Source organism: Halodesulfovibrio sp. MK-HDV (genome assembly GCF_009914765.1).
Lineage (GTDB): Bacteria > Desulfobacterota > Desulfovibrionia > Desulfovibrionales > Desulfovibrionaceae > Halodesulfovibrio.
The window spans coordinates 21,599-46,234 of the sequence record NZ_WYDS01000002.1 but is presented as its reverse complement, the minus strand read 5'-3'; the positions used below and the strand labels follow the sequence as shown (position 1 = coordinate 46,234).

Annotated in this window: 18 protein-coding genes and 2 tRNA genes; 15 read left to right on the top strand and 5 right to left on the bottom strand. The window is 46.4% G+C overall.

The window, feature by feature from the left end:
* Positions 1-439 precede the first annotated feature (439 nt).
* Positions 440-1,327, bottom strand: a complete 888-nt coding sequence (locus MKHDV_RS01785) for an NAD(P)-dependent oxidoreductase (RefSeq protein ID WP_160711669.1) — start codon at positions 1,325-1,327, stop codon at positions 440-442.
* A 472-nt stretch (positions 1,328-1,799) separates the two neighbouring features.
* Here MKHDV_RS01785 and MKHDV_RS01780 point away from each other — a divergent pair, with 472 nt between their 5' ends.
* The gene (locus MKHDV_RS01780) at positions 1,800-2,489 is read left to right on the top strand and encodes a response regulator (protein WP_160711667.1); all 690 of its coding nucleotides are present in this window, start codon (positions 1,800-1,802) and stop codon (positions 2,487-2,489) included.
* Positions 2,489-3,907, top strand: a complete 1,419-nt coding sequence (locus MKHDV_RS01775) for a HAMP domain-containing sensor histidine kinase (protein ID WP_160711665.1) — start codon at positions 2,489-2,491, stop codon at positions 3,905-3,907. The genes MKHDV_RS01780 and MKHDV_RS01775 overlap by 1 nt, the downstream gene beginning before the upstream one ends.
* Here the strand turns inward: MKHDV_RS01775 and MKHDV_RS01770 are convergent.
* The gene (locus MKHDV_RS01770; protein ID WP_216846834.1) at positions 3,897-4,550 is read right to left on the bottom strand and encodes a hypothetical protein; all 654 of its coding nucleotides are present in this window, start codon (positions 4,548-4,550) and stop codon (positions 3,897-3,899) included. The two genes, MKHDV_RS01775 and MKHDV_RS01770, sit on opposite strands and share 11 nt — an antisense overlap.
* 81 nt (positions 4,551-4,631) lie before the next feature.
* Positions 4,632-5,951 (bottom strand): TolC family protein, encoded by a 1,320-nt coding sequence (locus tag MKHDV_RS01765; protein ID WP_160711661.1) that lies wholly within the window; start codon positions 5,949-5,951, stop codon positions 4,632-4,634.
* A 591-nt stretch (positions 5,952-6,542) separates the two neighbouring features.
* Here MKHDV_RS01765 and MKHDV_RS01760 point away from each other — a divergent pair.
* From MKHDV_RS01760 to MKHDV_RS01740, 5 genes are all read left to right on the top strand, one after another.
* Positions 6,543-8,885 carry a type I secretion system permease/ATPase gene (locus MKHDV_RS01760; protein WP_160711659.1) on the top strand — a complete coding sequence of 781 codons (2,343 nt, stop codon included), beginning with the start codon at positions 6,543-6,545 and terminating at the stop codon, positions 8,883-8,885.
* A 12-nt stretch (positions 8,886-8,897) separates the two neighbouring features.
* Positions 8,898-10,226 (top strand): HlyD family type I secretion periplasmic adaptor subunit, encoded by a 1,329-nt coding sequence (locus MKHDV_RS01755; protein WP_160711657.1) that lies wholly within the window; start codon positions 8,898-8,900, stop codon positions 10,224-10,226.
* Between the two features lie 351 nt (positions 10,227-10,577).
* The gene (locus MKHDV_RS01750; protein ID WP_254060390.1) at positions 10,578-13,175 is read left to right on the top strand and encodes an HD domain-containing phosphohydrolase; all 2,598 of its coding nucleotides are present in this window, start codon (positions 10,578-10,580) and stop codon (positions 13,173-13,175) included.
* A 146-nt stretch (positions 13,176-13,321) separates the two neighbouring features.
* Positions 13,322-13,397, top strand: a tRNA-Phe gene (locus tag MKHDV_RS01745).
* A gap of 73 nt (positions 13,398-13,470) precedes the next feature.
* Positions 13,471-13,546 (top strand) — tRNA-Phe (locus tag MKHDV_RS01740).
* A 196-nt stretch (positions 13,547-13,742) separates the two neighbouring features.
* Here the strand turns inward: MKHDV_RS01740 and MKHDV_RS01735 are convergent.
* Both MKHDV_RS01735 and MKHDV_RS01730 read right to left on the bottom strand, forming a co-directional pair.
* Positions 13,743-15,143, bottom strand: a complete 1,401-nt coding sequence (locus tag MKHDV_RS01735; RefSeq protein WP_160711653.1) for an aspartate ammonia-lyase — start codon at positions 15,141-15,143, stop codon at positions 13,743-13,745.
* A 131-nt stretch (positions 15,144-15,274) separates the two neighbouring features.
* A complete protein-coding gene (locus tag MKHDV_RS01730; protein ID WP_160711651.1) occupies positions 15,275-15,625 on the bottom strand; it encodes a helix-turn-helix domain-containing protein in 351 nt (116 codons plus the stop codon).
* Positions 15,626-15,769: 144 nt separating this feature from the next.
* Here MKHDV_RS01730 and MKHDV_RS01725 point away from each other — a divergent pair, with 144 nt between their 5' ends.
* The 8 genes from MKHDV_RS01725 to MKHDV_RS01690 all read left to right on the top strand — a co-directional run bounded on the left by MKHDV_RS01725 (position 15,770) and on the right by MKHDV_RS01690 (position 24,521).
* Entirely contained in the window at positions 15,770-16,273 is a 504-nt protein-coding gene (locus MKHDV_RS01725) for a lactoylglutathione lyase family protein (protein WP_160711649.1), read from the top strand.
* Positions 16,274-16,331: 58 nt separating this feature from the next.
* Complete coding sequence (locus MKHDV_RS01720; RefSeq protein ID WP_160711647.1) at positions 16,332-16,841, top strand: nitroreductase family protein; 510 nt, start codon at positions 16,332-16,334, stop codon at positions 16,839-16,841.
* Positions 16,842-17,877: 1,036 nt separating this feature from the next.
* A complete protein-coding gene (locus tag MKHDV_RS01715) occupies positions 17,878-18,678 on the top strand; it encodes a 2-amino-3,7-dideoxy-D-threo-hept-6-ulosonate synthase (protein WP_160711645.1) in 801 nt (266 codons plus the stop codon).
* 25 nt (positions 18,679-18,703) lie between these two features.
* Positions 18,704-19,675, top strand: coding sequence for a 3-dehydroquinate synthase II family protein (locus MKHDV_RS01710; RefSeq protein WP_160711643.1), 972 nt, complete (start codon positions 18,704-18,706; stop codon positions 19,673-19,675).
* Between the two features lies 1 nt (position 19,676).
* Entirely contained in the window at positions 19,677-20,870 is a 1,194-nt protein-coding gene (pheA, locus tag MKHDV_RS01705) for a prephenate dehydratase (protein ID WP_160711641.1), read from the top strand.
* Between the two features lie 25 nt (positions 20,871-20,895).
* Positions 20,896-22,218 (top strand): 3-phosphoshikimate 1-carboxyvinyltransferase, encoded by a 1,323-nt coding sequence (gene aroA / locus MKHDV_RS01700; protein WP_160711639.1) that lies wholly within the window; start codon positions 20,896-20,898, stop codon positions 22,216-22,218.
* Entirely contained in the window at positions 22,206-22,997 is a 792-nt protein-coding gene (locus MKHDV_RS01695; protein WP_160711637.1) for a prephenate dehydrogenase/arogenate dehydrogenase family protein, read from the top strand. Before aroA ends, MKHDV_RS01695 begins: the two co-directional genes overlap by 13 nt.
* 108 nt (positions 22,998-23,105) lie before the next feature.
* Positions 23,106-24,521, top strand: coding sequence for an anthranilate synthase component I family protein (locus MKHDV_RS01690; protein ID WP_162859820.1), 1,416 nt, complete (start codon positions 23,106-23,108; stop codon positions 24,519-24,521).
* Positions 24,522-24,636 lie beyond the last annotated feature (115 nt).

Sequence of the window (24,636 nt, the reverse complement as noted above, 5' to 3'; positions counted from 1 at the left end):
GCTGGGCTGAAACTTTTTACAAAGTTTCCCCCAGACCCCCTTCAAAACTTTTTATTATGCGATGAAATTCCGTAGAAATATTTTTCACGCGGCTTCACTTCACTGACTAGAGATATAAAAAAGGCTGTCCTTCATATGAAGGACAGCCTTTTTTATTTTAGAAAGGTAGTGATGCGTAAGCCGCGAGGTTATGAAAACAACGGGCTAGCCTCGCAGATAAAAGTTTTAGGAGATTTTTAAGAAGCCCTTTTTCAAAGCGGTAGCTGTTCTCGAAGAATGAGAGATTACAGATAGCGACAGTGCAACAGGGTTCTTAAACCGCCGGAACGGTAGCCGTTCTCGAGGTACGAGAGATTACGGAAAGCGATAGCAAAGCGGCAAACACCGTAGGTTCGCCGAAGGCATCCTCAAGGGCAAGACCTAGAGCCTTGTCATAAGACTAAGCCTGATTCATTGCTTCAAATACTTTGTACAACCCCTGAGTACCGAGATTTTCAAGCCCCTGAGCTTTTGCAGCTACGTAAAACTGGTTTGCCATTGCAAGTCCCGGGAGGGATAAATTCATGTTTGCAGCTTCTTCAAGCGCGATGCCCATGTCTTTTACAAAGTGCTTGATGAAGAAACCGGGATCAAAATCTTTTTTAGCGATGCGTCTGCCGAGGTTGTTAATTGACCACGAACCAGCTGCGCCGCTACCGATCACATCGATAACTTGGTCCAGGTCCATTCCTGTTTTTGTTGCATAGAGAAGGGATTCAACGGTACCGATCATTGTTCCTGCAATCAAAATTTGGTTAGCCATTTTGCAGTGTTGTCCTGCTCCGGCTTCGCCCATCCGTTGAATGTTCTTGCCCATTGCTTCAAAAAATGGAAGCATTGTAGCGTATGTTTCGGAATCACCACCGACCATTATTGCCAAAGTGGCTTCGCGTGCACCTAAATCTCCACCGGATACCGGAGCATCAAGTGCTGCCATGTTTTTAGCTGCAGCAACTTCTGCAATGCGCTTTGCTAGCGACGGTGTAGATGTTGTCATATCTACAACAATTGTACCTTCTTTAGCATTTGCAATAACGCCGTTTTCTCCAAGAATGACTTCTTCGACATCTTGAGGAAATCCGACAATTGTAAAAACAATATCACTGTTGGCTGCAACTTCAGCTGGTGAACTGCAAAGAGTAGCACCGAGGTCAGTAAGTTCTTTCGCTTTTTCTGCGCTACGATTGTATACGAAGGCAGTGCAACCAGATGTTATCAAATGTTTGCACATAGATTTACCCATTACGCCTGTCCCAATCCACCCAATGCGCTTTGATGCAATACTCATTCATCCTCCGTAACATGCTATAGAGACACTCAATCTTACCTTGAATTTAAAACAATAAATGTATCCCATTGAAACAAATAGAGTTATGGCTTAAAGGTAAGACAATTACATAATATTACTTTTTATCGGGTCATAAGATATAATTATATTCTTACGTTACAATGTATTTTATACAATTGCAGCTTGCGTATTTATTTCTATACTTTTTTCTTATATAACCCAAAAGCAATTTACCTGATAACTAACTACTTTCAATCATCACACCAGAGCGCGTGAAGCACTCTTTTTCTGTTATCGGGAATCATTTAACAACGTAATATTTACACTTGCTAACCAATGTTGTCCTCCGACATTTGCTAAAGTACGTTTTACAATATTAACTTTAGTAATCGGCCCCCTACTACAACATTGGTATTTTCCAAAAAAACGTGTGTTTTACAGACACGAAACAACATAACCAAGTGCACTATCCATGGAACAAACAATCCTTATCATCGATGACGATGCGAAGTTGCAAGATCTCTTAACTGAATATTTAGAAAATTCAGGTTTTAACATCGTATCCATTCTCAATGGGCACGATGCTCTTTCAAGCATCCGCAACATTGCTCCGTCCCTTATCATTCTTGACGTCATGCTTCCGGGCAAAGACGGTCTGGAAGTCCTTCGCGATATCCGCACGGAATCTACTATCCCGATCATTATGCTTACCGCACGCGGGGACGACGCAGACCGTATTGTAGGTCTGGAATTAGGTGCAGACGACTATCTTTCAAAACCATTTAACCCACGCGAACTTCTAGCCCGCATTAAAGCTATTTTACGCCGTTTCGACAACAGCACAGCCAAAATATCTTCACATCAGATCGAATGTGCTGGCCTTGCGCTAGAAGCAAGTAGACAAATTCTCGTTATCGACAATGAGCACATTACATTGTCTCCAACAGAAACAAAGCTCATGGCAGAGCTCATGCGCAGCCCGAATCACGAATTCTCCCGTGACGATCTTATGACTAAGGTCTGGGGACGTGAATTTAATGCCTATGACCGTAGTATTGATGTACACATATCTAAACTACGCAACATTTTAAAGCCATACAACGAGCATGCTCACCGCATCCGCACAGTGTGGGGCAAAGGGTACATGTTCCTGAGCGACTAATGGTACTCAAGTCTATTTCTGCTAAGCTGATCGCAACATTTCTTTTAATTCTTGCGCTCAGCTTAGCAATTTACGTTATCCTGTTCTCCATAACAATGCATCGGGACGCAGAACGGTCTATTGTCCGCTCTATTCCGATGATCTCGACGCTGCTCAATACTGAATTTGCAGGTCTGAACGTTGTTCCGCACCCTGAAGGAGCAGCAACTTTGCGTGAAATTTCACAGGTACTACCCGGCTTGCAGCACACACTTCAAGCCGAGTATCTGTGGGTTATCACACCTAGTGGTGGCATAATCACCAGCCCAAATACGGCTATCCCTGACCACACTATTTTTTCGACCAAAACGCTCAAGGATGACATCCAGCTTGCTTTCTTCCGTTCTCTGGAAACAGACGAACTGCAAGTGCTTATTTTTCCGATTTCACTATGGAACGGCAAAGGTAAGATTGCCATAGTACAGCAGACAACGTGGCCTTCGCACAAAATTCTTATAGATTTCCTTGTGCCTACCGCCGGAACCGGTCTTTTGATCGGGCTGATTGTGCTTCCGTTAATAACACGGACATTACGCCCGCTTAAGGATTTAGAAGAAAAAGTAATTAACTTTGCAACCGGTGATCTTTCCGAACGAGTTGTGCCTGTTGATGACGATGAAGTGGGTCGCCTTTCCCGCACGTTCAATATTATGGCAGACAACCTTGAGCAGATGACACGCTTTCGGCACGAACTCACAGCCAACATTTCGCATGAACTGCGCAGCCCGCTTACAAGAATTCAAATGTCTGAAGAACTGGCATATCTTAGCTGTGAACAACACGACTATAAAAATGTCATCAAACATTTAAACTCTATTCGGGGTGAAGTCGCTGAACTTGATGGATTGATTGAAGAAATTCTTAAGCTATCTAAAATGGAACTTAACACGCAGATCGGCGAAATTGGCGCCTGCGACCTCACCGATACTGTTCAACGATTATTGCGCAAAAGTGCACCGATTATTGAACGAAAAGAACTCGTAGTGCAGACAAACTTTTCACATGATTGCGTCATCACCTGCAACTATCCGATGGTCAATCTTGCTATCAGCAATTTGATGTCAAATGCGCTTAAGTTTTCAAAAGATAAAGGAACAATCAGAGCCGCAACGTTCTCAAGTTCACGAACTGTCAGTGTCGAAATTTTCAACTCGTTCTACCGTACGCTTTCGTCGGCTGAGCTGATTTCTATTTTTGAACCGTTTTCCCGCGCTGAAGGCGAAAGTGTTCCCGGTACAGGACTAGGACTTGCCCTTGTTTCAAAAGTTGCCGAGCAGCATGATGGTACCATTAGTGCTGAAAACCGCGCACACGGAATACTGTTCCGCATAACGCTCCCACGCGCTCTTGCAGAACAAAAGACAACTTCTACGACGTAATCACCGCACCCTTTGCCTCTTTCCACTCCTGAATATATCTAAAGACTGCCCGCTCATGCGGTGACATTTCTTTCTTCTTACTAAGCTGTTGTGTACCTAGTTGATGTTCACAGTGTGCATCGTACTCAAAAGAATGAACTTTTGAATCAGCTAAATGTCGCAATAAACCTGTAGGCACAGCCAGTTGCATCCATAGCCCTTCCGGTGCCAACACTTGCGAATGTGCGTAATGGCCGCAAAAAATAGTCTCGTCCACAATCACAAGCGGAAACGCGGGGAAGCTTTTGCCTTCATATATTGTGACCTGCTGTGGATACTTTTTCGCCAGCCGCAAGAAAAACTCCCGGGACACTTCTGCCTTTTTCAGCATGTCATCACGAGAGCCCTCGGGACGCACTAGCTGACATGCAGCATCCATCCAGACGATATCACGCCACACGGGCAACAGAACAGCCTGCAAAGTAACATCAGGACAAGCAAGAGCAGACTCAAGCGCATTACTGACAGCAGCATTCTCTGCAAAGCGATTGTAAATTGCTGCATGCAGGAAAATACGTTTTTTCGCTCCTGCAAATTGCTTATCGAAATCCAATGCAGGTGCCCCTGCATAAACTTCTACTGAAAGATCATGAGTGCTCATCATCGTCCTTCCTCATAAATTTCACATAAAAAAAGAGGGGAGAGATTTCTCTCCCCCCACTTTCAAATTCAATTCACTCTTGTACTATTCAGCCACTGAAACGTAATCAGATGCCTGTAAACCAAAGGAAGGTACAAGTCCGCCACCAAGGGCGAGCAGACGGTAGGAAGCAATAAGCACGTTCACTTTTGCTGACACCAGACGTCCGCGGGTAACAAATAATTCATTTTCTGCATCGAGAACGTCAAGCAAGGTGCGCTGGCCAACAGTAAACTGCTGAGCGTAAACGTCACGTGTTTCTACGTTGAAGCCAACAGCACTATTGTACTGTTCAACCTGTTCGTATGCAGCCTGCTGTTCACTCCAAGTTGCAGCAACCTGTCTGTAAAGCTCATCAATGGTATCACGGAAGTCTTCATGAGCTGTCACTTTACGAGCGACTGCTGCACGGGTTGCAGCAAGATCGCTACCACCGTTGTACAGATTCCATGAACCTACTACAGCGAAACGGAAATCAGTGGTGTAGTCTGTTACACCCTGCATTTCTTCAGTGTAGTTGTATGAACCTTCACCAGTAAATTTAGGATAGTAGTACGATTCGCGTTCGTCGATGAGTCCCTGCGCGACATCAAGCTCGTGTTTACGAGTATCGAGACTCGGGTTTTCGGACTGCATGCGCATGAATGCTGTTTCAATATCAACTGGTGCAGCATCAGAAACTTCTACATCTTCAAGCTCTTCCGGATCCATACCGGTCAAACGTGTGTACTGTGCAACAGCAATTTCATACTCACTATGCTGTGTAGCAAGTGTTGCAAGAGCACGAGCCAAACGACCCTGAGTCAGGGTAAGGTCAGCAACACTGCCGCCGCCAGCATCAACGAGTTCTTGCATAGAAACAAGAATATCCCGGTACTGCTGTGCGTTATCTTCTGCAAGCTCAACAAGAGCCTTATTCCGAATTACGGTAAGATGTGCAATAACAGCATCAAGACCAAATCGTTCACCAGCATCTATGATCTGGCTCTGTGAAGATTTGTATGAGGCCTCAGTACGCTCAACGCGACTCTGGGTAAACCGACCATCATAAAGAAGCTGAGTAATGCTGACACGGCCTTCAAGTGCTCCGCGCCATTCGTCTTCTCTACCCTGAAAACGAGTGGTAGGACTATTATGCTGTGTCGGTCCGTATGAACCGGTTGCATCTACGTCTGGAAGGTACCCACCCCATGCAGATCTGTTATCCTGCTTTGCAGCCTTACTTTCACTTTCAAGCGCGGCAATACGCGGATATGTTTTCAATGTTGCAAGCACTGTCTCTTTCAACGAAATTTCTGCTGAAGCAACACTCACACATCCCAACAGTACCGCAGTCATTACTAACAACGCGTACATTCTTTTCATTAAAGCACTCCTGATATGTTCACTCACTTACTCAAAAATAAAGCAAGCCCCCTAATAGTAGACATGACTTGGTATGTTCCCCCCAAAGCCCTGCCCACAACTATTTTCGTATACGCGGATCAACATAACTTCTCAAGAAAAAACAGTTTTTACACTATCCACAATCCTATCAAAACATTTGAAATCCACGAAAACAGCTTCCCTCGTCTGATATGTTTAAAACAATATAGTTTTAACAACTTAGTATTATATACAATATCTCATGTGAAAATTTATGAGAAAAACAACCTCTAAGATGTCTTCTGTGCTACGATAGGGTCGGCATTCGTGCTGACATTTCATGTAACTCATTGAATAAACAACAGCTATCTCCTAACTAGATTTTTTGTGCCAACATATTATTATCTTACACCTCTTTACATGTCATACCGAATGATAGTTACACGTGAAAACACGCGGCTCACATAGAGTTAATAGCATTGTCTCGTGTATACTTTTTCAAAATTTTGTGGGAAAATATTAGATACATTACTACACGTTATTAGTATTTCCTTGTTATCAACAATGGAAGTATGAATATAGGGAGCGCTCATGCCTGATTCTAATCATAAACAGCCTGTGCCGGAAGCTACTGCTAAATCCGAACCGGACGACACAGGGAAATCTTCGAAAGAAGAAGCTCAACAGCCTGCACCCAAACAAGCTCAACAGCCCGCCTCAAACGACGCCAGCAACCCTGCACAACCAAACCAGCAGCCTCCCGCAGGGCCTAAAACAATAGTTGATGCCCCACTGCCGTCAGATGTTGATTTTGAATCACCCCTATTGCGCTCTCTCGTACACCTCTTTTCATTACTCGGAAAACCACTCACCCTTGAACAACTCAAGGCCGGTCTTCCAGAACACGGAACACAATCGCACACCTCGGCCTGCCTGCGTGCTGCTACACAAGCCGGTATGAATGCCAAGGCTGTGCGTCGTAATTCTCTCGCAGAAATTTCTACACTCACCCTTCCTTGCATTATTCTTCTTAAGAACAAGGGCGCGGGAGTGCTCACATCCCTGACAGAAACACACGCAAAAGTTATTTTTCCAGAAATGAATAGCACGCCGATTTCTGTTCTGAATGACAAGCTCGAGGAAGAATACGCAGGCTATGTAATCTTCGGGCAGATTAAAGGACGTCTCGACAGCCGAGCCAGCCAATTAAAACTGTTAAAAACAAAGCGCTGGTTCTGGGATACCATTCTTTATTTCTTACCAATTTATAAGCATGTCGGACTTGCAAGCATCATCATCAACCTGCTTGCCATTGCCTCACCGCTGTTCTTTATGAACGTGTACGACAGGGTAGTACCTAACAACGCGATTGATACGCTTTGGGTACTGGCTATTGGTATCGGTATCGCACTTCTGTTTGATTTTATACTCCGCAACCTCCGGAGTTACTTCTGCGACGTTGCAGGGAAAAACTCTGATATCATCCTCGCTTCTCGGCTTATGCAACACATTATGGCGTTGCGTCTGGATGACAAGCCGGACTCCACAGGAACAATGGCGAACAACCTGCGAGAATTTGAATCACTCCGTGAATTCTTCAGCTCGACAACCTTGCTCGCTATCGTTGATTTACCGTTTTTGTTCATATTCCTCACGCTTATTCATTTCATCGGCGGGCCAATGGCGCTTATTCCCGCTTTTGCTATCCCCGTCGTAATTCTCGTCGGCATCATTTTACAGTTTCCGTTCCAGCGTGCCATTGAATCCGGCTACAAAGAGGGTGCGCAAAAACACGCCCTGCTTATCGAAATCATTAACGGCATTGAAACAGTAAAAACAAGCATGGCTGAAGGCCACATGCAGCAGATGTGGGAAAAAGTAGTCGGCATGAGTGCTGCTTCCAGCAACCGCGCAAAACGCCTTGCAAACTTTTCTATGACCTTCACAATGTTTGCGGCTCAAACCGTTTCAGTCTTTATTATTGTATTCGGTGTATACCGTATCAGCGAAGGTGAATTAACTATGGGTGGTCTTATCGCCTGTAACATCCTCGCCGGTCGTGCAATGGCACCGCTTAGCCAGATTGCTGGAATGCTCTCACGCTTGCAGCAGTCACGCATGGCACTAAAATCTCTCGATATGATTATGCAGCTTCCTACGGAATCTCAGGATGAATACACTGGTATCAGCTATGAGAAGCTGGACGCGTCACTCACTTTTGATTCACTTGCTTTTAAATATCCAAATGCAGAACGTTTTGCGCTTGAAGATACTCACTTAAAAATCCGTAAAGGTGAACGAGTAGGCATTATCGGCAGAATGGGTTCCGGTAAGAGTACATTCGGCAAACTCTGCGTTGGTCTGTACCGTCCTACAGAAGGCGCAGTAAAACTCGGTGGCGTTGATATCCGCCAAATGGATATAGCCGACCTCCGATCCCGTACCGGCTATGTATCACAGGATAACTATCTATTTTACGGCTCGGTGCGCGACAACATCGCCATAGGTAACCCGCAGGCAGATGAAAACGCGATTCTCCGCGCAGCATCCATTGCCGGCGTTACAGAGTTTGTTCAGTCTAGCCCTGCCGGTTTCGGCCTACAGGTCGGTGAACGCGGCATGTCGCTCTCCGGTGGTCAGCGCCAATCCATTGCACTGGCTCGGGCGCTCTTGACCGATCCGGATATCATTATCTTAGACGAACCAAGTTCCAACATGGATAACGGCTCTGAGCTCACATTTAAGCGCAAACTAGCGCATATCGTGCCGGGTAAGACACTTATTCTCATCACGCACCGCCTTAGCATGCTGGATGTTGTTGATAGACTTATAGTAATGGATAACGGGAAGGTAGTAGCAGATGGCCCTAAAGCGACAGTTCTTGAAGCGTTGAAAAAAGATCAGATCAAAAAAGCACCGACAAGAGCGGCGTAGGAGTCTATCACCATGAAAAAAACTCGTTTTAGAAATGAAGATATTGAATTCATGAGTGAAGTTGATGCCGCCCTGCGTCATCGCGGTCACCCCAAAGCATATCTCCTCTCTATATTTATCGTTCTCGTTTTTATCGCGTTCGGAGTATGGGCAAATTACGCAGTACTTGATGAAGTAACCCGCGGCATGGGCGCTGTTGTTCCGTCCAGAAAGATTCAGGAATTGCAGAACCTCGAAGGCGGAATCTTAAGCGAACTGCTTGTAACCGAAGGTCAGATTGTTGAAAAAGGACAGATTCTTGTCCGCATCGACAATGAACAGGCAGAAAGTGTTGTTCGTGACGCAGAGTCAAAGTCTCTTGAACATAAAATAGCGATCATACGCCTTACAGCAGAAGCAAACGACACTCCGCTTGCCTATCCTGAAGATCTGACAAAAGAAGCGCCACAGATGGTGGAAGATCAGATATCCATCTACAACTCACGTAAGATGAAACTGGAAAGTGAACTCAGCGTACTCGCTTCACAGCAGTTTCAGCGAGACCAAGAGATTCAGGAAATGATCAGTAAGCGAAAGCAGCTTATTTCCAGCCATAATATTGCAAAACAACGTCGCGACATTGCCCGCCCGCTTATGAAGAAGAAAGTTTACCCAAAAATCGATTACCTTCAGCTTGAAGAGCACCTAATTCAGCTGCAAGGTGACATTGAAGCACTGTCACTTGCGATTCCACGTATCCGCAGAGCCGCAGAAGAAGCCGGAGAACGGACAAAACAGCGCTATGCAGAATTTAAAAACGAAGCACATCGTGAAATCAACCAACGCCGTGTTGAAATGCGTTCTTTACGCGAAGCAATGGCTGCCGGTCACGACCGTGTAACACGTACCGACTTGCGTGCACCTGTGCGCGGCACAGTTAAACAGATTGCAGCTAACACGCTTGGCGGGGTTATTAGACCGGGTGATACTATTCTGGAAATTGTACCACTTGATGATACATTGCTTGTTGAAGCACGTGTGCGTCCTGCTGACATTGCATTCTTGCATCCGGGGCAAAAAGCAATGATCAAAATTACAGCATATGACTTTTCTATTTATGGTGGACTCGAGGGTTACGTAGAACAAATTAGCGCTGATACAATTGAAGACAAGCGTGGCGAAAGTTTTTATCTTGTAAAACTACGCACAAAAACCAATACTATTATGTATCGGGGAGAGAACTTGCCAATTATTCCCGGTATGACAACTTCAGTTGATATTTTGACAGGTAAAAAATCTGTTCTCGACTATCTGCTGAAACCAATTTTAAAGGCAAAACAAAACGCTCTGAGAGAACGGTAATTGCACCACTGGAAAAATTCGACAATATTTTGTGTAACCCTTGTCAGTATTGTATGTTGCTGTTTCCTTGCAACACAGTGCCTGCAAGCTTCTGCACAATCCAAGACGAATAGATCCAGACCTTCTGTCAGTACAAAAGGGGCGTCTCTTTCTAAAGGAAAGAAAAAATCAGCATTCCGAATGCTGTTCAAGCCGCCCCCGGTAAAGAAATCAACACCGAGGCCACGGAAAAAAGTTTCTAGAAGTACAGGCCCCTTAAAAGATAATAGAGGAAACATTCGCCTGTTTCGCACTATGGAATTAAAGGGCAAAAATAAAACGTTGGCTCGGTGGCAACGTATTGTAAATAAAATGTCTGCACATAAGCAGCAATATCTTTCAAATTCGCTACCTACGTCCGGAAAAAACCAGCGAAAACGCTGGAAACAATTTAAAAGCACAATTGTTTCCGCATCACGTATGCAGCAACTACGCAAGGTGAATGCCTACTTTAACAAGTGGCCGTATCGCCTTGATAGAGAAAACTGGGGAAAACGCGAGTACTGGGCATCACCACCTGAATTCGTTAAGAAATCAGGAGACTGCGAAGATTACGCAATTGCCAAGTACTATGCATTACGAGAATTGGGAGTACCCGCAAGTTCCATGCGAATTGTCGCACTTATGGACAACATCCGACGTCTTGGTCATGCAGTGTTGGTTGTCTTCTATAAAGGTGATGCATGGGTGCTGGACAACCAGACAAAACTGGTACTCTCGCATTCAAAATTCTCTCACTATGTACCGCAGTTTTCTGTAAACGAAACTAATCGTTGGGCACATATCCCTGTGAAAAAAAATCAACCGGCTTCCAAGCCGAAAAAAATGATCCCGGAGCTGAAAATGCCTACTAAAACGAATGACTATGAGCTTCCCGTTACGCAGGATAAGCGCTCTCGTCTAAAATGGTTCGGCATCGCTGTGCTTTCCGCTATTGTTGTCATTTCTGCGCTACTCTGCTTCATTCACATTAAAAGTGAAGAAGCAGTACTCAAGGTTCGCCTTGAAAAGCAGCAGAAGCTGCTGGCAACAGGGCGTTCGGAAAGCATCAACAACTGGCTGCAAGCAATGGCTGAACAAGGTGACAGGCTCATTAATGCCGACCTGTTCCGTCTGTTTGCTTCAGAAGTGAACTTACTGGGTGATAATATCGGCAGCTTGTACGCAGAAGAAGCGTCACAAGCAGATGACTCTACCCTTGCGCAACAGTTACCTATGATGCGCAATCTGCTCGAAGAGTTTTCCAGCTATGCAGGCTTTTCCGACAGTCGAATCATCAACCGGTTCGGTCAAACCTACATTGCCACCAACGCAAACGTTTCTGCCCTTAGTCAGGAACAACTCGATATGGTGCATACTGTTCTGCAAAACCCTAAAGTCCATTTTTCCACTGTACGCAATAGCAGCAACGGGCTTGTTTTCGACATGTTCCTGCCTATTTTCCCGCCGGAATTTGAAGGAGAATACACAAAGCCTATTTCTGTTCTTATGCTTTCGAAGATTGCTTCAGGAAAAATTACAGAAATTATTTCCGCTTCTCCACTAGCCGAGCAAGGCAACACAACGCATCTTGTACAAAAGATAAATGGTGCCCTGCAGGACATTCTCCCTTGGCAACCGGAAGGCATTTTAGAGATAAATTCATCATTCGGCACGATTGAAGAAGACATTCTTCCTTTCGCCCTGCGTGAAAACCTGAGCAATACGGCAAATGGATATTCATTCGGAATCAAAATTCCGAATATCAACTGGTGGGTCATTGAAGAAATTGACTACGATATTGCCCGCGCAGAGCTTACCTCAACTATCCAGACAACTCTTGTCATTGCTTTGCTCGCTATCGGTGCCTTTACACTGGTTATCTTCCTGTTCTGGTGGCTGCTCATTTCACAGGACAACAAAAAAGTTGCAGATAACTTCCGCGAACTCGCTATGACGATCAAAGAACAGAAAATGTTCCTTGATTCTATTAACGATACTATTCCGGATTATATCGCGCTCAAAAATAATGATGGAATATACCAGTACGTGAACCCGGCATTTGCAAATGCCGTTGGTCGTACTGTTGAGGAAATGCATGGACTGGATGACACCGCAGTCTTCGGTTACGCAACGGCAAACCGCCTTGCGTCCTCCGACCAGCTTGTGAATATGTCTGAAGAGTCCATCAACATTACAGAGAAGATTTACCTTCAGTCACAGCGTTACGTGATGCAGATATCCAAAGCACCGTTCTTCGACGGGGAAGGCACGCTTAACGGCATTGTTTCCGTTTTCCGTGACATTACCGCCGCTGTTGAAGCTGAAGAGCAACGAAAATTAGCTGAACAGCAAACGATTACTGCACTGGCAAGCACCATTGAGCATATTGACCCGTACCTTGGCGGTCACACCCGTATGCTCGAATCAGTTTCTATAGAACTTGCCCGTAACTTAAATATGTCCGACGCAGAAATCTCTACCATTGAAGCAGCAGCAAACCTTTCCCAGATTGGTAAGCTCTTTGTACCGCGCGAGATTTTGCTGAAACCGGGTGCTCTGACACCGGATGAAAAAGTTGAGATGGATAAACATGCGTTGCATGCAAAAGAAGTTCTCAGCAATATTGAATTCGGGCTGCCCGTTGTAGAAACCGTAACGCAGATGAACGAAAAGATGGACGGCTCCGGCTATCCGGACCATTTGCACGGTAAGGATATTATTCCTCCGGCAAAATTACTCGGTCTTACAAACACGTTCTGCGCACTTATCAGACCTCGTGCGTATCGCCCTGCATTGTCCGTTGAAAATTCATTTGAAATCTTGAAAGAGATGGAGAATTTCTATGATCCGGAAATGATCGCAGCGCTCGAACGTTTGCTTAATACTAGATTTGGCGAAGAGTTTATTAAGGAAGTTAACGCAATGTAGTTTGCAGTTACACTGCAAACTCTAAACATCTGCACGACAGCAGATGAGCGTTCCGTGCGTGCTTTTTGGTTTTTTATAAAAAAAATGTACTTTTTTTAAAAAAATGCTTGCCAACACGCCGGTCTTTCTCTAAACCTTCCACCTGTGCCGCGATAGCTCAGTTGGTAGAGCAGGGGATTGAAAATCCCCGTGTCCGCAGTTCAATTCTGTGTCGCGGCACCATCTTCAAGAAGATGGCTGCAGTTATTTTTTACTTGCATCATATGTCAGCTTCCTGTAGATATTTCCTCGTCGTGCCGCGATAGCTCAGTTGGTAGAGCAGGGGATTGAAAATCCCCGTGTCCGCAGTTCAATTCTGTGTCGCGGCACCACTTGAAAAATTATGACTCGCTTTATAGTGGGTCTTTTTTTTCGTCCAATTTTCAATGTTCACGCCAAGAACATGCCTCCGTGGGCATCACGCAGCTCACACACAAAACACATCCACACTCCATACAAAAAAGCGCTCCCCCACCTCGATTATCTTCAAGGTAGAGCAGCGCTCAATACATTCTTCAGTTCAAGAGATTACTCTTCGTGCGGTTTCGCCATGCGCATATAGTTCATAGCGTCATCAAATGACTGTTCGTCCAGCAATCCATCTTCAAGAACAACGTCTTTAAGCGTTCTATCTTGCTCGTATGCTTTCTTTGCTGCCTCAGCGGCTTTGTCATATCCGATAACCGGCGTAAGCGCCGTTACAAGCATGAGAGACGAAGACAAGTAGTCCTCAATCTTTTTGAAATTCAACTCAAGCCCTGCCACTGCATATTGTGTGAACATACGGGTAGAGTCTGTAATCAAACGGATTGAAGAGAGAAGATTATAAATCATCAACGGGCGGTACACATTCAACTGCATAACCCCCTGTGAGCCTGCAAAAGCCAATGAGGAATCAAGCCCCATCACCTGCACGCACACCATAGACAACGCTTCGCACTGTGTAGGATTCACCTTCCCCGGCATAATTGAAGAGCCCGGTTCATTAGCAGGAAGAATGTATTCGCCGATCCCAGCACGCGGGCCGGAAGAAAGCAAAGCAATGTCGTTTGCGATTTTCAAAAGAGTACATGCAAGAGTACGTACAGCACCAGATGCGGAAACTATGTCATCACTTGATGATAACCCTGCAAAAGCATTTTCCATAGGCGTAAACGGAATACCTATGTATTCTGCAAGGTGCCCAATGGCACGCTCTGCAAAGCCTTTCGGAGTATTCAAACCTGTTCCGACTGCTGTGCCACCAAGAGGAAGCGTATGCAACTGCGGCAGCGCCTGCCCCAACCGCTCAAGATCAGCTTCAAGCTGATACACGTAGGCAGAAAGCTCCTGCCCTACGGTCATAGGAACAGCATCCTGCCTGTGGGTGCGCCCCAGCTTAGGAACATCAGCCCACAAAGCAGCTTTTTCTGCAAAAACTTTGATTAGTGCTTCAATGGAGGGAATAAGATAATATTCTATGGCAATGGCTGCTGCCACATTCATAGCACTTGGAAAAACATCGTTTGAAGACTGCGAGCGGTTCACATGGTCATTAGGATGCACAGGAGTTTTACTTCCTAAAGGGCTGCCAGCTATTTCATTTGCACGGTTGGCGATCACCTCGTTCACATTCATATTTGTCTGCGTACCACTACCCGTTTGCCACACATGAAGCGGAAATTGACCATCATGCCCGCCGTTGCAAATTTCATCCGCAACGTCAATAATGAGCTGCCCCACATCTTCCGAAAGCACACCAATTTCTACGTTGGCATGTGCTGCTGCTTTCTTGATATGAGCAAGCGCGATAATGACTTCAAGCGGAATCCGCTCTGCGCCGATAGAAAAATGATGCAACGAACGCTGCGTCTGTGCGCCCCAGTAACAATCGTCAGGCACTTCAATATTGCCCATTGAATCAGATTCTATCCGGATGCCTTGCTTCATGATTACTCCCAGATCAAACGTTACATGCTACGGAGCCCTACCTACTGACCAAACGGACTTTGTGCGTGCCCTGCCCGACGTTCTTATAAGACAAAGCAAAACTCACAGCGCAGCATAGTGCAATATATCTTTTAATCAGAACTACGAGTGCATGCATGCTCGCAGCCCAACTCATCAATTGCCCAGTCATGCATCATCTTTAAAATGGGAAAAGCGCTGTGCCCTAACGGGGTAAGTGCATATTCAACGCGCGGTGGAACCTCGGGATAAACGGTGCGAATAAGTAATCCATCGCGCTCCATTTCTTTCAGTTGCTGCGTCAGCATCTTTTGACTCACACCCGGAACAATACGCTCCAGTTCCTTATATCGCTTATCCCCTTCGTGCAGATGCCAGAGAATAAGACTTTTCCATTTACCGCTGATAGCATCCATGCCCACTTCAACAGGGCATCGATATTCCTTCCCGTTCCATTTAATCATAAAAAAAATATTCCTTGAAATACGCTAGTACCAATAAAACTTACCAAAAGGTATGCATAAGAGAAAAAAGTGCCTTCTTGTATCGAAAAAATAACAGGTTATATTTCATGCGTGAAGCAAAATGAAAACACGAGGAGACCACTCATGACATATCCAAGAAATTTTTCGCATATAGGGCTTAGCGTAACAGACCTTGAAAAGGCAGTTGAATTTTATACAAAAGTTATGGGTTGGTACCTTATTATGCCGCCAACCGAAATTAAACAGGATGAATCCGCCATCGGGATCATGTGTAACGATGTTTTCGGTAAAGGCTGGGGCAGCTTTAAAATTGCCCATCTTTCCACAGGCGACAAAATTGGTGTGGAAATTTTTGAATTTCCCAATGCAGAACGCCGCGAAAATAATTTTGAGTACTGGAAATCAGGCATTTTCCATTACTGCGTTCAAGACCCTGATGTTGAAGGGCTTGCCGCAAAAATTGTAGAACATGGCGGAAAACAACGCATGCCTGTACGCGAATACTACCCGGGTGAAAAACCGTACCGCATGGTGTACTGCGAAGATCCGTTCGGCAACTTGGTAGAAATTTACAGCCACAGTTACGAGCTTACCTATTCCGCAGGTGCATATCAGGACAAGCTGTAGCAAGCCTGTGCTACAATCCTCCCTCAAAACTAACACAACAGAATCTTCAGGAGAGAACATGAACGTACTTGAAGCCATTGCCAACCGTCGCTCTATTCGCAAATTCACAGCAAAGCCAGTCAGCGAAGAAAAAATTGACACCATGCTCAAAGCCGCCATGGCAGCTCCTAGCGCCGGTAACGAGCAGCCTTGGCAGTTCATTGTAATAGACGACAAAGCACAGCTTGAAAAAACTGCCAAACTCAGCCCGTACATCGGCATGGCTGCAAAAGCTCCGTTGTCCATCATGGTACTCGGTGACCGTAACGTTGAAAAATATCCGGGTAACTGGATGCTCGATTGTTCCGCAGCTATCCAGAACCTACTTCTTGCAGCACACAGCGAAGGACTCGGCGCAGTATGGTGCGGATTATGGCCTGAAGAAGATCGTGTAGATGCAGCGCGTGTACTCGTTAAAGCACCGGAAAACGCAGTACCTCTTGCTGTCATCGTGCTTGGGCATCCTGACCAGAACCTCAAGCCTCAAGACAGATTTGACGCTTCTCGTGTTCATAAAAACATTTGGTAACAGGGGAAGCGAAGAAATATGTCTCCGACGGCTGGGGAAAACCTTGTTGCACTGTCCGCATCCGTAATCTCTCATTCTTCGAGAACGGCTAAGGCTCTGTAGAAAGGTTCTTCCCCAGCCCCCTTTCCAAAGACTTTTATTCGCGAGGTCGTTCTTTATATAACCCACCTCGCGGCTTAGCATCCCTACGATTAGAGGCTGTTCTGATTATCAGACAGCCTTTTTATTTCTAGTTCTGTCTTCAGCTACTTGAAAAAAAACATCTCACTCCCTTTGTTCATAAAATTTTTATTAGCGGAGTGATGTTACAAACACCACACGCGGTTTATGGTCTTATAAACAATAATCTTTGGGAAAAACATTGTGCTCAGATCAAAAATACATGGTCTAATCGGGGTCAAGGGGGCAGTGCTCCCTTGCGGGGATGCAAGGGGTCGCACCCCTGCCCGCCGGAGGCAACCCACACAGATTCATCTAAAAATCCAAAAAAACGCATCGCTTATTACTTAGGCGATTTTATATCATGTAATTCTAGACAATTACATACGACTTTTGACTTATATACCACAATTTTTAAATTTCGTATTGACATAAAACGCCTCTCGTATCTATCCTTCAGCATCGAATTTAACAAACTTGTAAAGGAATCAGAAACGCCATGAACGCAATCTTTGCCAACCCAGCTCATATTGAAACCAATTTTTATTTTTGGTTCTTCTTTAGCTATGGCAAAGCCCGTGGCCGGTTTTCTGGTGCCTTCGTGTAAACGAACGATTCGACACCAACTAGAAAACTTAGAGCCGCGGGCATACAGCCTGCGGCTCTTTTTTTTATGCGCAAGCTGTAGCGGACTAATCCGGAACAACTGAAGCAACTTGTTAAGAAAATGCACATTTAGCAACTATGCCAAACGCCCAAAGATTGATAAAAGATCGGGCAAGCAAAACAAAGATAGTTTTTTGCTGCATAATGCTAACAACAATGCATTCGTACTTACAGGGTGATTGCTTTCAAAGTACACGCTAAGGAGAATACGATGGAAATTGGCAAGAAGATCCGCATGGAGCGCATTATTAACAGAGTCACCGGTCGAACAATTATTGTTCCTATGGACCACGGTGTTTCTGTTGGCCCGATCGACGGACTTGTAGACATGCGAAAAGCAGTCAGCAACATTGCAGAAGGTGGCGCAGATGCCGTACTGATGCACAAAGGTCTTGTTCGTTGTGGTCACCGCGCAGGCGGACGTGATGTTGGACTTATCGTCCACCTCTCAAGTTCAACTTCACTTGCTCCCTCACCAAACGCTAAAACACTCACTGCAACCGTTGAAGATGCTATCAAGCACGGCGCAGACGGTGTATCTGTTCACGTTAACCTCGGTGACGAAACAGAAAGTCAAATGCTGTCAGACCTCGGCAGAGTATCCGCCATTGCTAACGATTGGGGCATCCCGCTTCTCGCAATGATGTACGCACGAGGCCAGCATATTCATAATCCATTCGACGTTAAAAACGTAGCCCACTGTGCCCGTGTTGCTGTAGAATTAGGCGCAGATCTCGTAAAAGTTTCCTACCCTGGCGATATCGATTCTTTCTCACAGGTTGTAGAGGCATGTTGTGTTCCGGTTGTTATTGCCGGTGGCGAAAAAATGAACTCCACTCGCGAATTCATCACCATGGTTCACGACTCTGTTCGCGCTGGCGGTGCCGGTCTTTCAGTTGGTCGTAACGTCTTCCAGCACAAAAACAGTGCAATGCTCGTTAAAGCGCTTCGCGGCGTAGTGCATGAAGACTGGGATGTTGAGCAGGCAATGGAACTCGTAGGAAACGATTAACCCGAATTTATCCGGACTTAGTAAAATGAAAAAAGTTCTCTTCGCAAGCGTACCGTTCAATAAAGATCACGTCACCCTCGCTCTGGAATCAGGCGTCGACGGCATTATCGTACCGGAAAAACATATGGCCGGAGTAGCCAGTCTATCCCGCTGCACCGTGCTCGCAGCAGAGTCTATGCCTGTCATTACGCTTACTGAAAAAAGTGTCGAAGAAGAGGCAGCAGACCGTCTGAAAAAAGGCGAGCAAGTCATTATCGGTCACGGATGGGAAATTATCCCGATTGAAAATTTATTAGCGCAGTCTGACAACGTGCTGGTTGAAGCCAACACAACAGAAGAAGCGCATCTTGCTTTCGGCATCCTTGAAAGAGGCGTAGAAGGCGTGGTTGTCACTGCAAATGGAGTTACTCAATTGAAGCAGATTGTAGCGCAGTGCAAACTCTCCATGGGAACGCTGGATCTCGTTCCGGCAACTGTCACAGAAGTTCTCTCATCAGGCTTAGGCCACCGAGTTTGTGTTGATACACTCTCCGTCCTCAAAAGAGGTCAGGGTATGCTCGTCGGGAATTCTTCTGCCTTTACCTTCCTCGTCCATGCTGAAACCGAAAACAACGAATACGTGGCTGCCCGTCCGTTTCGTATTAATGCAGGAGCTGTGCACGCATATACACAGTTGCCGCACGATAAAACAACATACCTTGAAGAACTTTCTTCCGGCGACGAAGTGCTCATCGTTAACCACGACGGTTCCACTTCCATCGCAATCGTAGGACGTTGCAAAACAGAAGTTCGTCCTATGCTGCTGATTAAAGCCGAAGTAAATGGTGTTGAAGGCGCAGTGTTCCTGCAAAATGCAGAAACTATCCGCGTAGTCGACACAAAAGGTACCCCGATCAGTGTTGTTAATTTGAAGAAAGGTGACGAAATTCTCGTTCGTACCGACATTGCAGGCCGTCATTTCGGAATGCGTATCGAAGAAGAGATCAAGGAAGGCTAGTATGTCTGAACAAAAAAAAGCAGACACACCTGACAATGCAGGTGCCGATACTGATACCAGCGTAGACAATCTGCCGCGCCTCAAAGAGGTTCGCAGCGAAATCGACGCTACAGACATTGAACTCCTTGATTTACTCAATCGCCGTGCTTCTCTTTCCCTCGAAGTAGGTAAGCTGAAACGCGGCAAACAAGATGTAGTATTTAAGCCGTTCCGCGAAAAGGAAGTGCTCGACAATCTTCGTTCTAACAACGACGGGCCCATTCCTATTGAGCATCTACGCTTTATCTACCGCGAAATTTTCTCCTCCTCCCGTGCTTTGCAGCGTCCTCAGCGAGTTGCTTACCTCGGGCCGGAAGGTACCTTTTCCTATTTTGCCGGAATTGAATTTCTGGGTCGTTCTGTAGATTATACACCACAAAAAGACCTTAATGCTGTATTCCGCGCTGTAGCTAACAATGAATGTGAGTTGGGAGTTATCCCGCTTGAAAATTCATTGTACGGCTCAGTGGGACAAAGCCTTGATCTTTTTATGGAGCATAACCTTTATATTGAGGCAGAACTTTTCTGCCGCATCAGCCATAGCTTGCTTACCCGTGAAAAACTGCTTGCAGATATTCACACCGTGTACTCGCACCCACAACCGCTGGGACAATGCTCACACTGGCTGCGCTCAACATTACCTAATGCGCGCATCATCCCGACAGAGAGCACCGCAGCGGCTGCACGAAGAGTTCAGGAAGAAGAAGGCGCAGCAGCCATCGGGCACGGCAGCCTTGCTGACTTGCTCAAGCTGAACATTTTGGCTGAACACATTGAAGATACACAGGACAACTGGACTCGCTTCGTCATCATCGGCTCCAAACCGAGCGATGGAGAAGGACAGGATAAAACATCCTTGCTCTTTACCGTACCGGATAAACCCGGTGCCCTTGCAAACGTGCTCAACATCATGGCACGCGAAGGGCTGAATATGAAAAAGCTCGAATCGCGTCCGATGCGCGGCGAAAAATGGCGTTACGTCTTCTTTGTCGACATCGAAAGTGACCTTTCTACGGAAGAATACGAGCAGCTTATTGCAGAGTTACATGCTGAATGTCAGTCCCTGCGTATTCTGGGCAGTTACCCTGCCGGACAATACACGGACTTTACTAAAGCCAGTGACATTGCCACAGCAACGGATGAACAAAAAAAATAATTATTAGTCAATTGGAGACAGACCCATGATCGCCATCACCGCCCCAGCTTCTAAATCAGTATCCCATCGTATGATCATCGGCGCCGCTATGGCAGCAGGTGACTCTACAGTATCCGGCGTACTTGAAAGCGACGATTTAGCACGCACCATCGGTATTTTTAACGACTGCGGCGCAAAAATCTATCGGCGGGAAGCTGGCGTTTATACCGTCACCGGTTGCTGCGGCACTCCGGCAGGCGGCATGGCTGAACCTGTCTCTTGTGACGTGCATGAATCCGGAACAACTTGTCGTCTCCTAACTGGTGTACTTGCAGCAGGTTTGGGAAAATTCCGCATTCACGGTGCTCCGCGGATGCATGAAAGACCCATAAAAGAACTTGCAAATGCACTCTCAAGCCTTAAAGTAGAAGTTACGTACGAAGGCGTAGAGGGTTGTCCGCCGGTTGTTTTAGACACAGATGGACTGAAAGGAAGCGAAGTTTCCATATCATTGGAAGAATCCAGTCAGTACCTTTCTGGCTTGCTATTGGCAGCACCTTCTACCCGTGGTCTGACAATTAATCTTGTCGGCAATAAAGCAGTGAGCTGGCCTTACGTAGGACTTACTTTGGACGCTATGGAGCTGTTCGGCATCACCTTCCGCGTAGAAACACTGGAAGGCTCCGAGTGGGTTGAAAAAGACTGGCGCTCATTTGAAACCGCCGTCCCGAACAAAACACGCTTCATTGTTAAGCCGGGTATGTACCGCAACGGCGACTACACGGTAGAGGGTGACTGGTCTAACGCATCATACTTCCTCGCAGCCGGTACCCTTGGAACAGAACCTGTGCACATTGCCAACCTTCGTAAAGATTCTTTGCAAGGTGACAAAGCAATGTTCACAATACTGCAACAAATGGGTGCTAAGCTTGAATGGAAAGATAACGGAGTGACCGTACATCCATCCAAACTGAAAGGCGTTGATGTAGATATGGGCAACTGTCCAGATCTCGTGCCTACCGTTGCCGCACTTGCCGCATATGCAGAAGGTGAAACCACCATCCGCAACGTAGCGCATTTGCGAATTAAAGAATGTGACAGACTCGCGGGACCGGCAGCCGAATTAGGCAAAGCCGGTATCGAAACAGAAGTCACAGAAGACGGAATCACCATCCGTCCTAATAGAAAAAATATTGCAGCGCCTGCGGGCACTGTATTTTCGACCTACAACGACCACCGAATGGCTATGAGCCTTGCGCTGCTTCAGTTTACACTCGGTGACATTGAGTTTGATAACAAAGCATGCGTTGCTAAATCCTTCCCTACCTTCTGGGAAGAGTGGGAGAAAGTATCACCATGCAGGAGATAGACTTTAGACTCAAAAAAATTGCCGTTGTAGGCGCTACAGGAAAAATGGGCGCCATGTTGTGCTCCCGTTTTTCCAAGGCTGGTATCGAAGTAGCCGAAATAGATCAGCCTTTGACCGATGAAGTGTTGCAGGCAGGAATTGCAGATGCACAAATCGTACTGATTTGTGTCCCCGCAGCGGTATTTTACAAAGTTGTAAAATGTGCTACCAAGCACATGAAGCCGCCGCAAATTTTGGCGGACATTACTTCCGTAAAGGTTCAACCCATGATGCAAATGCAGAAAGCGTACTCCGGTCCCGTAGTGGGGACACATCCTCTTTTCGGCCCCGAGCCGAAGGCTGATGACGTGCGCGTAACAATCACGCCGTCTGAAGGCTGTGATGCAAACTCTGCACGCATGGTGGAAGAACTCTTCACCCGCATAGGTTGCGAACCGTTCTGCTCCACAGCAGAAGAACACGACCAAGCAACCGCACTCATCCAAGGTTTAAATTTTGTCACATCAGTTTCTTACCTCGCCCTTTTGGCCGGTAAGGACAATGTGATGCCGTACCTTACGCCGTCTTTTGAACGCCGAATGAAAGCTGCCGAAAAAATGATCACAGAAGATGCAGAACTCTTTGAAGGTTTATTTGAAGCAAACCCAAGCTCTCAGGACGCTGTGCGCTCCTATCGTTCCATCCTGAATATTGCTGCTGGTGGCGACATCAACGTTATTGTTGAACGCGCTCTACTTTGGTGGCGATTTAAGGATTCCTCAGGAGAAGTGCATCAATAGCCCCGTATTGTACCCTTCGTACTTACGCAAGTACCAAGCCGCACTTCTTATAAGAGGTGCGGCTTTTTTTATGACCCTATCAACACACTAAACGAGAGAACGAATGCCATGAAAATCACGTTACAGCAGACAGGCCAATGGTTGGCAGCAGACATTCAGACCCCCATAAGCCTTTTCTTAGGACTCGTCGGAAAAAGTCAGGGATTCCTTCTCGAAAGTGCAGAGGTAGATGGAAGACGTGGCAGATACAGCGTTATCGGCTTTAACCTGCTTCTTCGCCTTGGCTGCAAAAACGGCAAACTCGAAGTTGCTTCCCGCGATAGCAGGCTCAACAAGCTTAAAGAATTCGAAGGAATGGATTTTATCGAAGGTGCCCGCAAGGTAATGGAAGCAATCCACATTGAACCGCAAGGCGACATGAAAGAGCTCCCAGCCATCGCCCGCGGTCTCTTTGGCTACTTTGGATACACAACAATCGGCATGTTCGAGAAAAAATTAGAAGAAGTCCTACCGCCGGAAAATAGCGATGCATGCCTCATGCTACCCGGCACAATTGTTCTCTTCGATCACCTATACAACAAGCTCTGCATGCTCAATCTAGCGGATAACCTGCCCGTTAAGATGGACAGAACAGCAGTTGAACGCACACCGGAAGCACCGAACATTGGCGAAGTAACAACCATACCGGACAAAGCTTCCTACCTGCGAAACGTTCAAAAAGTGCAGGAACAACTCAGACAAGGCGAAGCCATTCAAGTAGTAGTTTCTACCCGTTTTCAGGCTTCATTCGAAGGTGATCCGTTTATTCTTTATCGCAGATTGCGACAGATTAACCCGTCACCGTACATGTTCTTCATGCGCCTTTCACACATCACGCTCATCGGGGCTTCACCGGAAACCATGGTGCGTTGTCAGGATAACACAGTGGAAGTTTGCCCAATCGCCGGTACTCGTCCACGCGGCGCAACTGACGCAGAAGATGCAGCACTGGCAGAAGATCTGCTCGCTGATCCAAAAGAACGCGCAGAGCATGTCATGCTCGTAGATCTTGGAAGAAACGACGTGGGACGCATCGCCGAAGCAGGCACCGTGTCCGTAGAAAAATTTATGCAGGTTGAACGGTTCAGCCACGTAATGCACATGACCTCATACGTGAAAGCTCAACTTAAAAAGGGATACGACGCACTAGATGTACTCGGTGCAACCTTCCCTGCTGGAACCGTAAGCGGCGCGCCGAAAATTCGCGCTATCGAAATTATTGAAGAAACAGAAGCAGTCGCCAGAGGCGCCTACGCTGGCACCATCGGCTGGCTCGGACTGGATAAAGAATCCGTGAACCTCGATACCGGTATTCTTATCCGAACCATGTGGGTCAAAGACAACACTGTCCAATGGCAGTGCGGCGCGGGTATCGTGCATGACTCCGTTCCTGAAAAAGAATGGGAAGAATGCCACAACAAAGCCCGTGTACTCAAAGTGACCCTCAAAGCCACGGGGCAAGCGGATGTTTTTGCTGGACGCTAATTGCCTCCGGCGGAGGTTGTCTCCGACGGGCAGGCAGGGTTCCACCCTCCTGCACCTCCCGCAAGGGGGACGCCCCCTTGACCGCGAGTTTATTTGCCCTTTGGGCATAGGACGT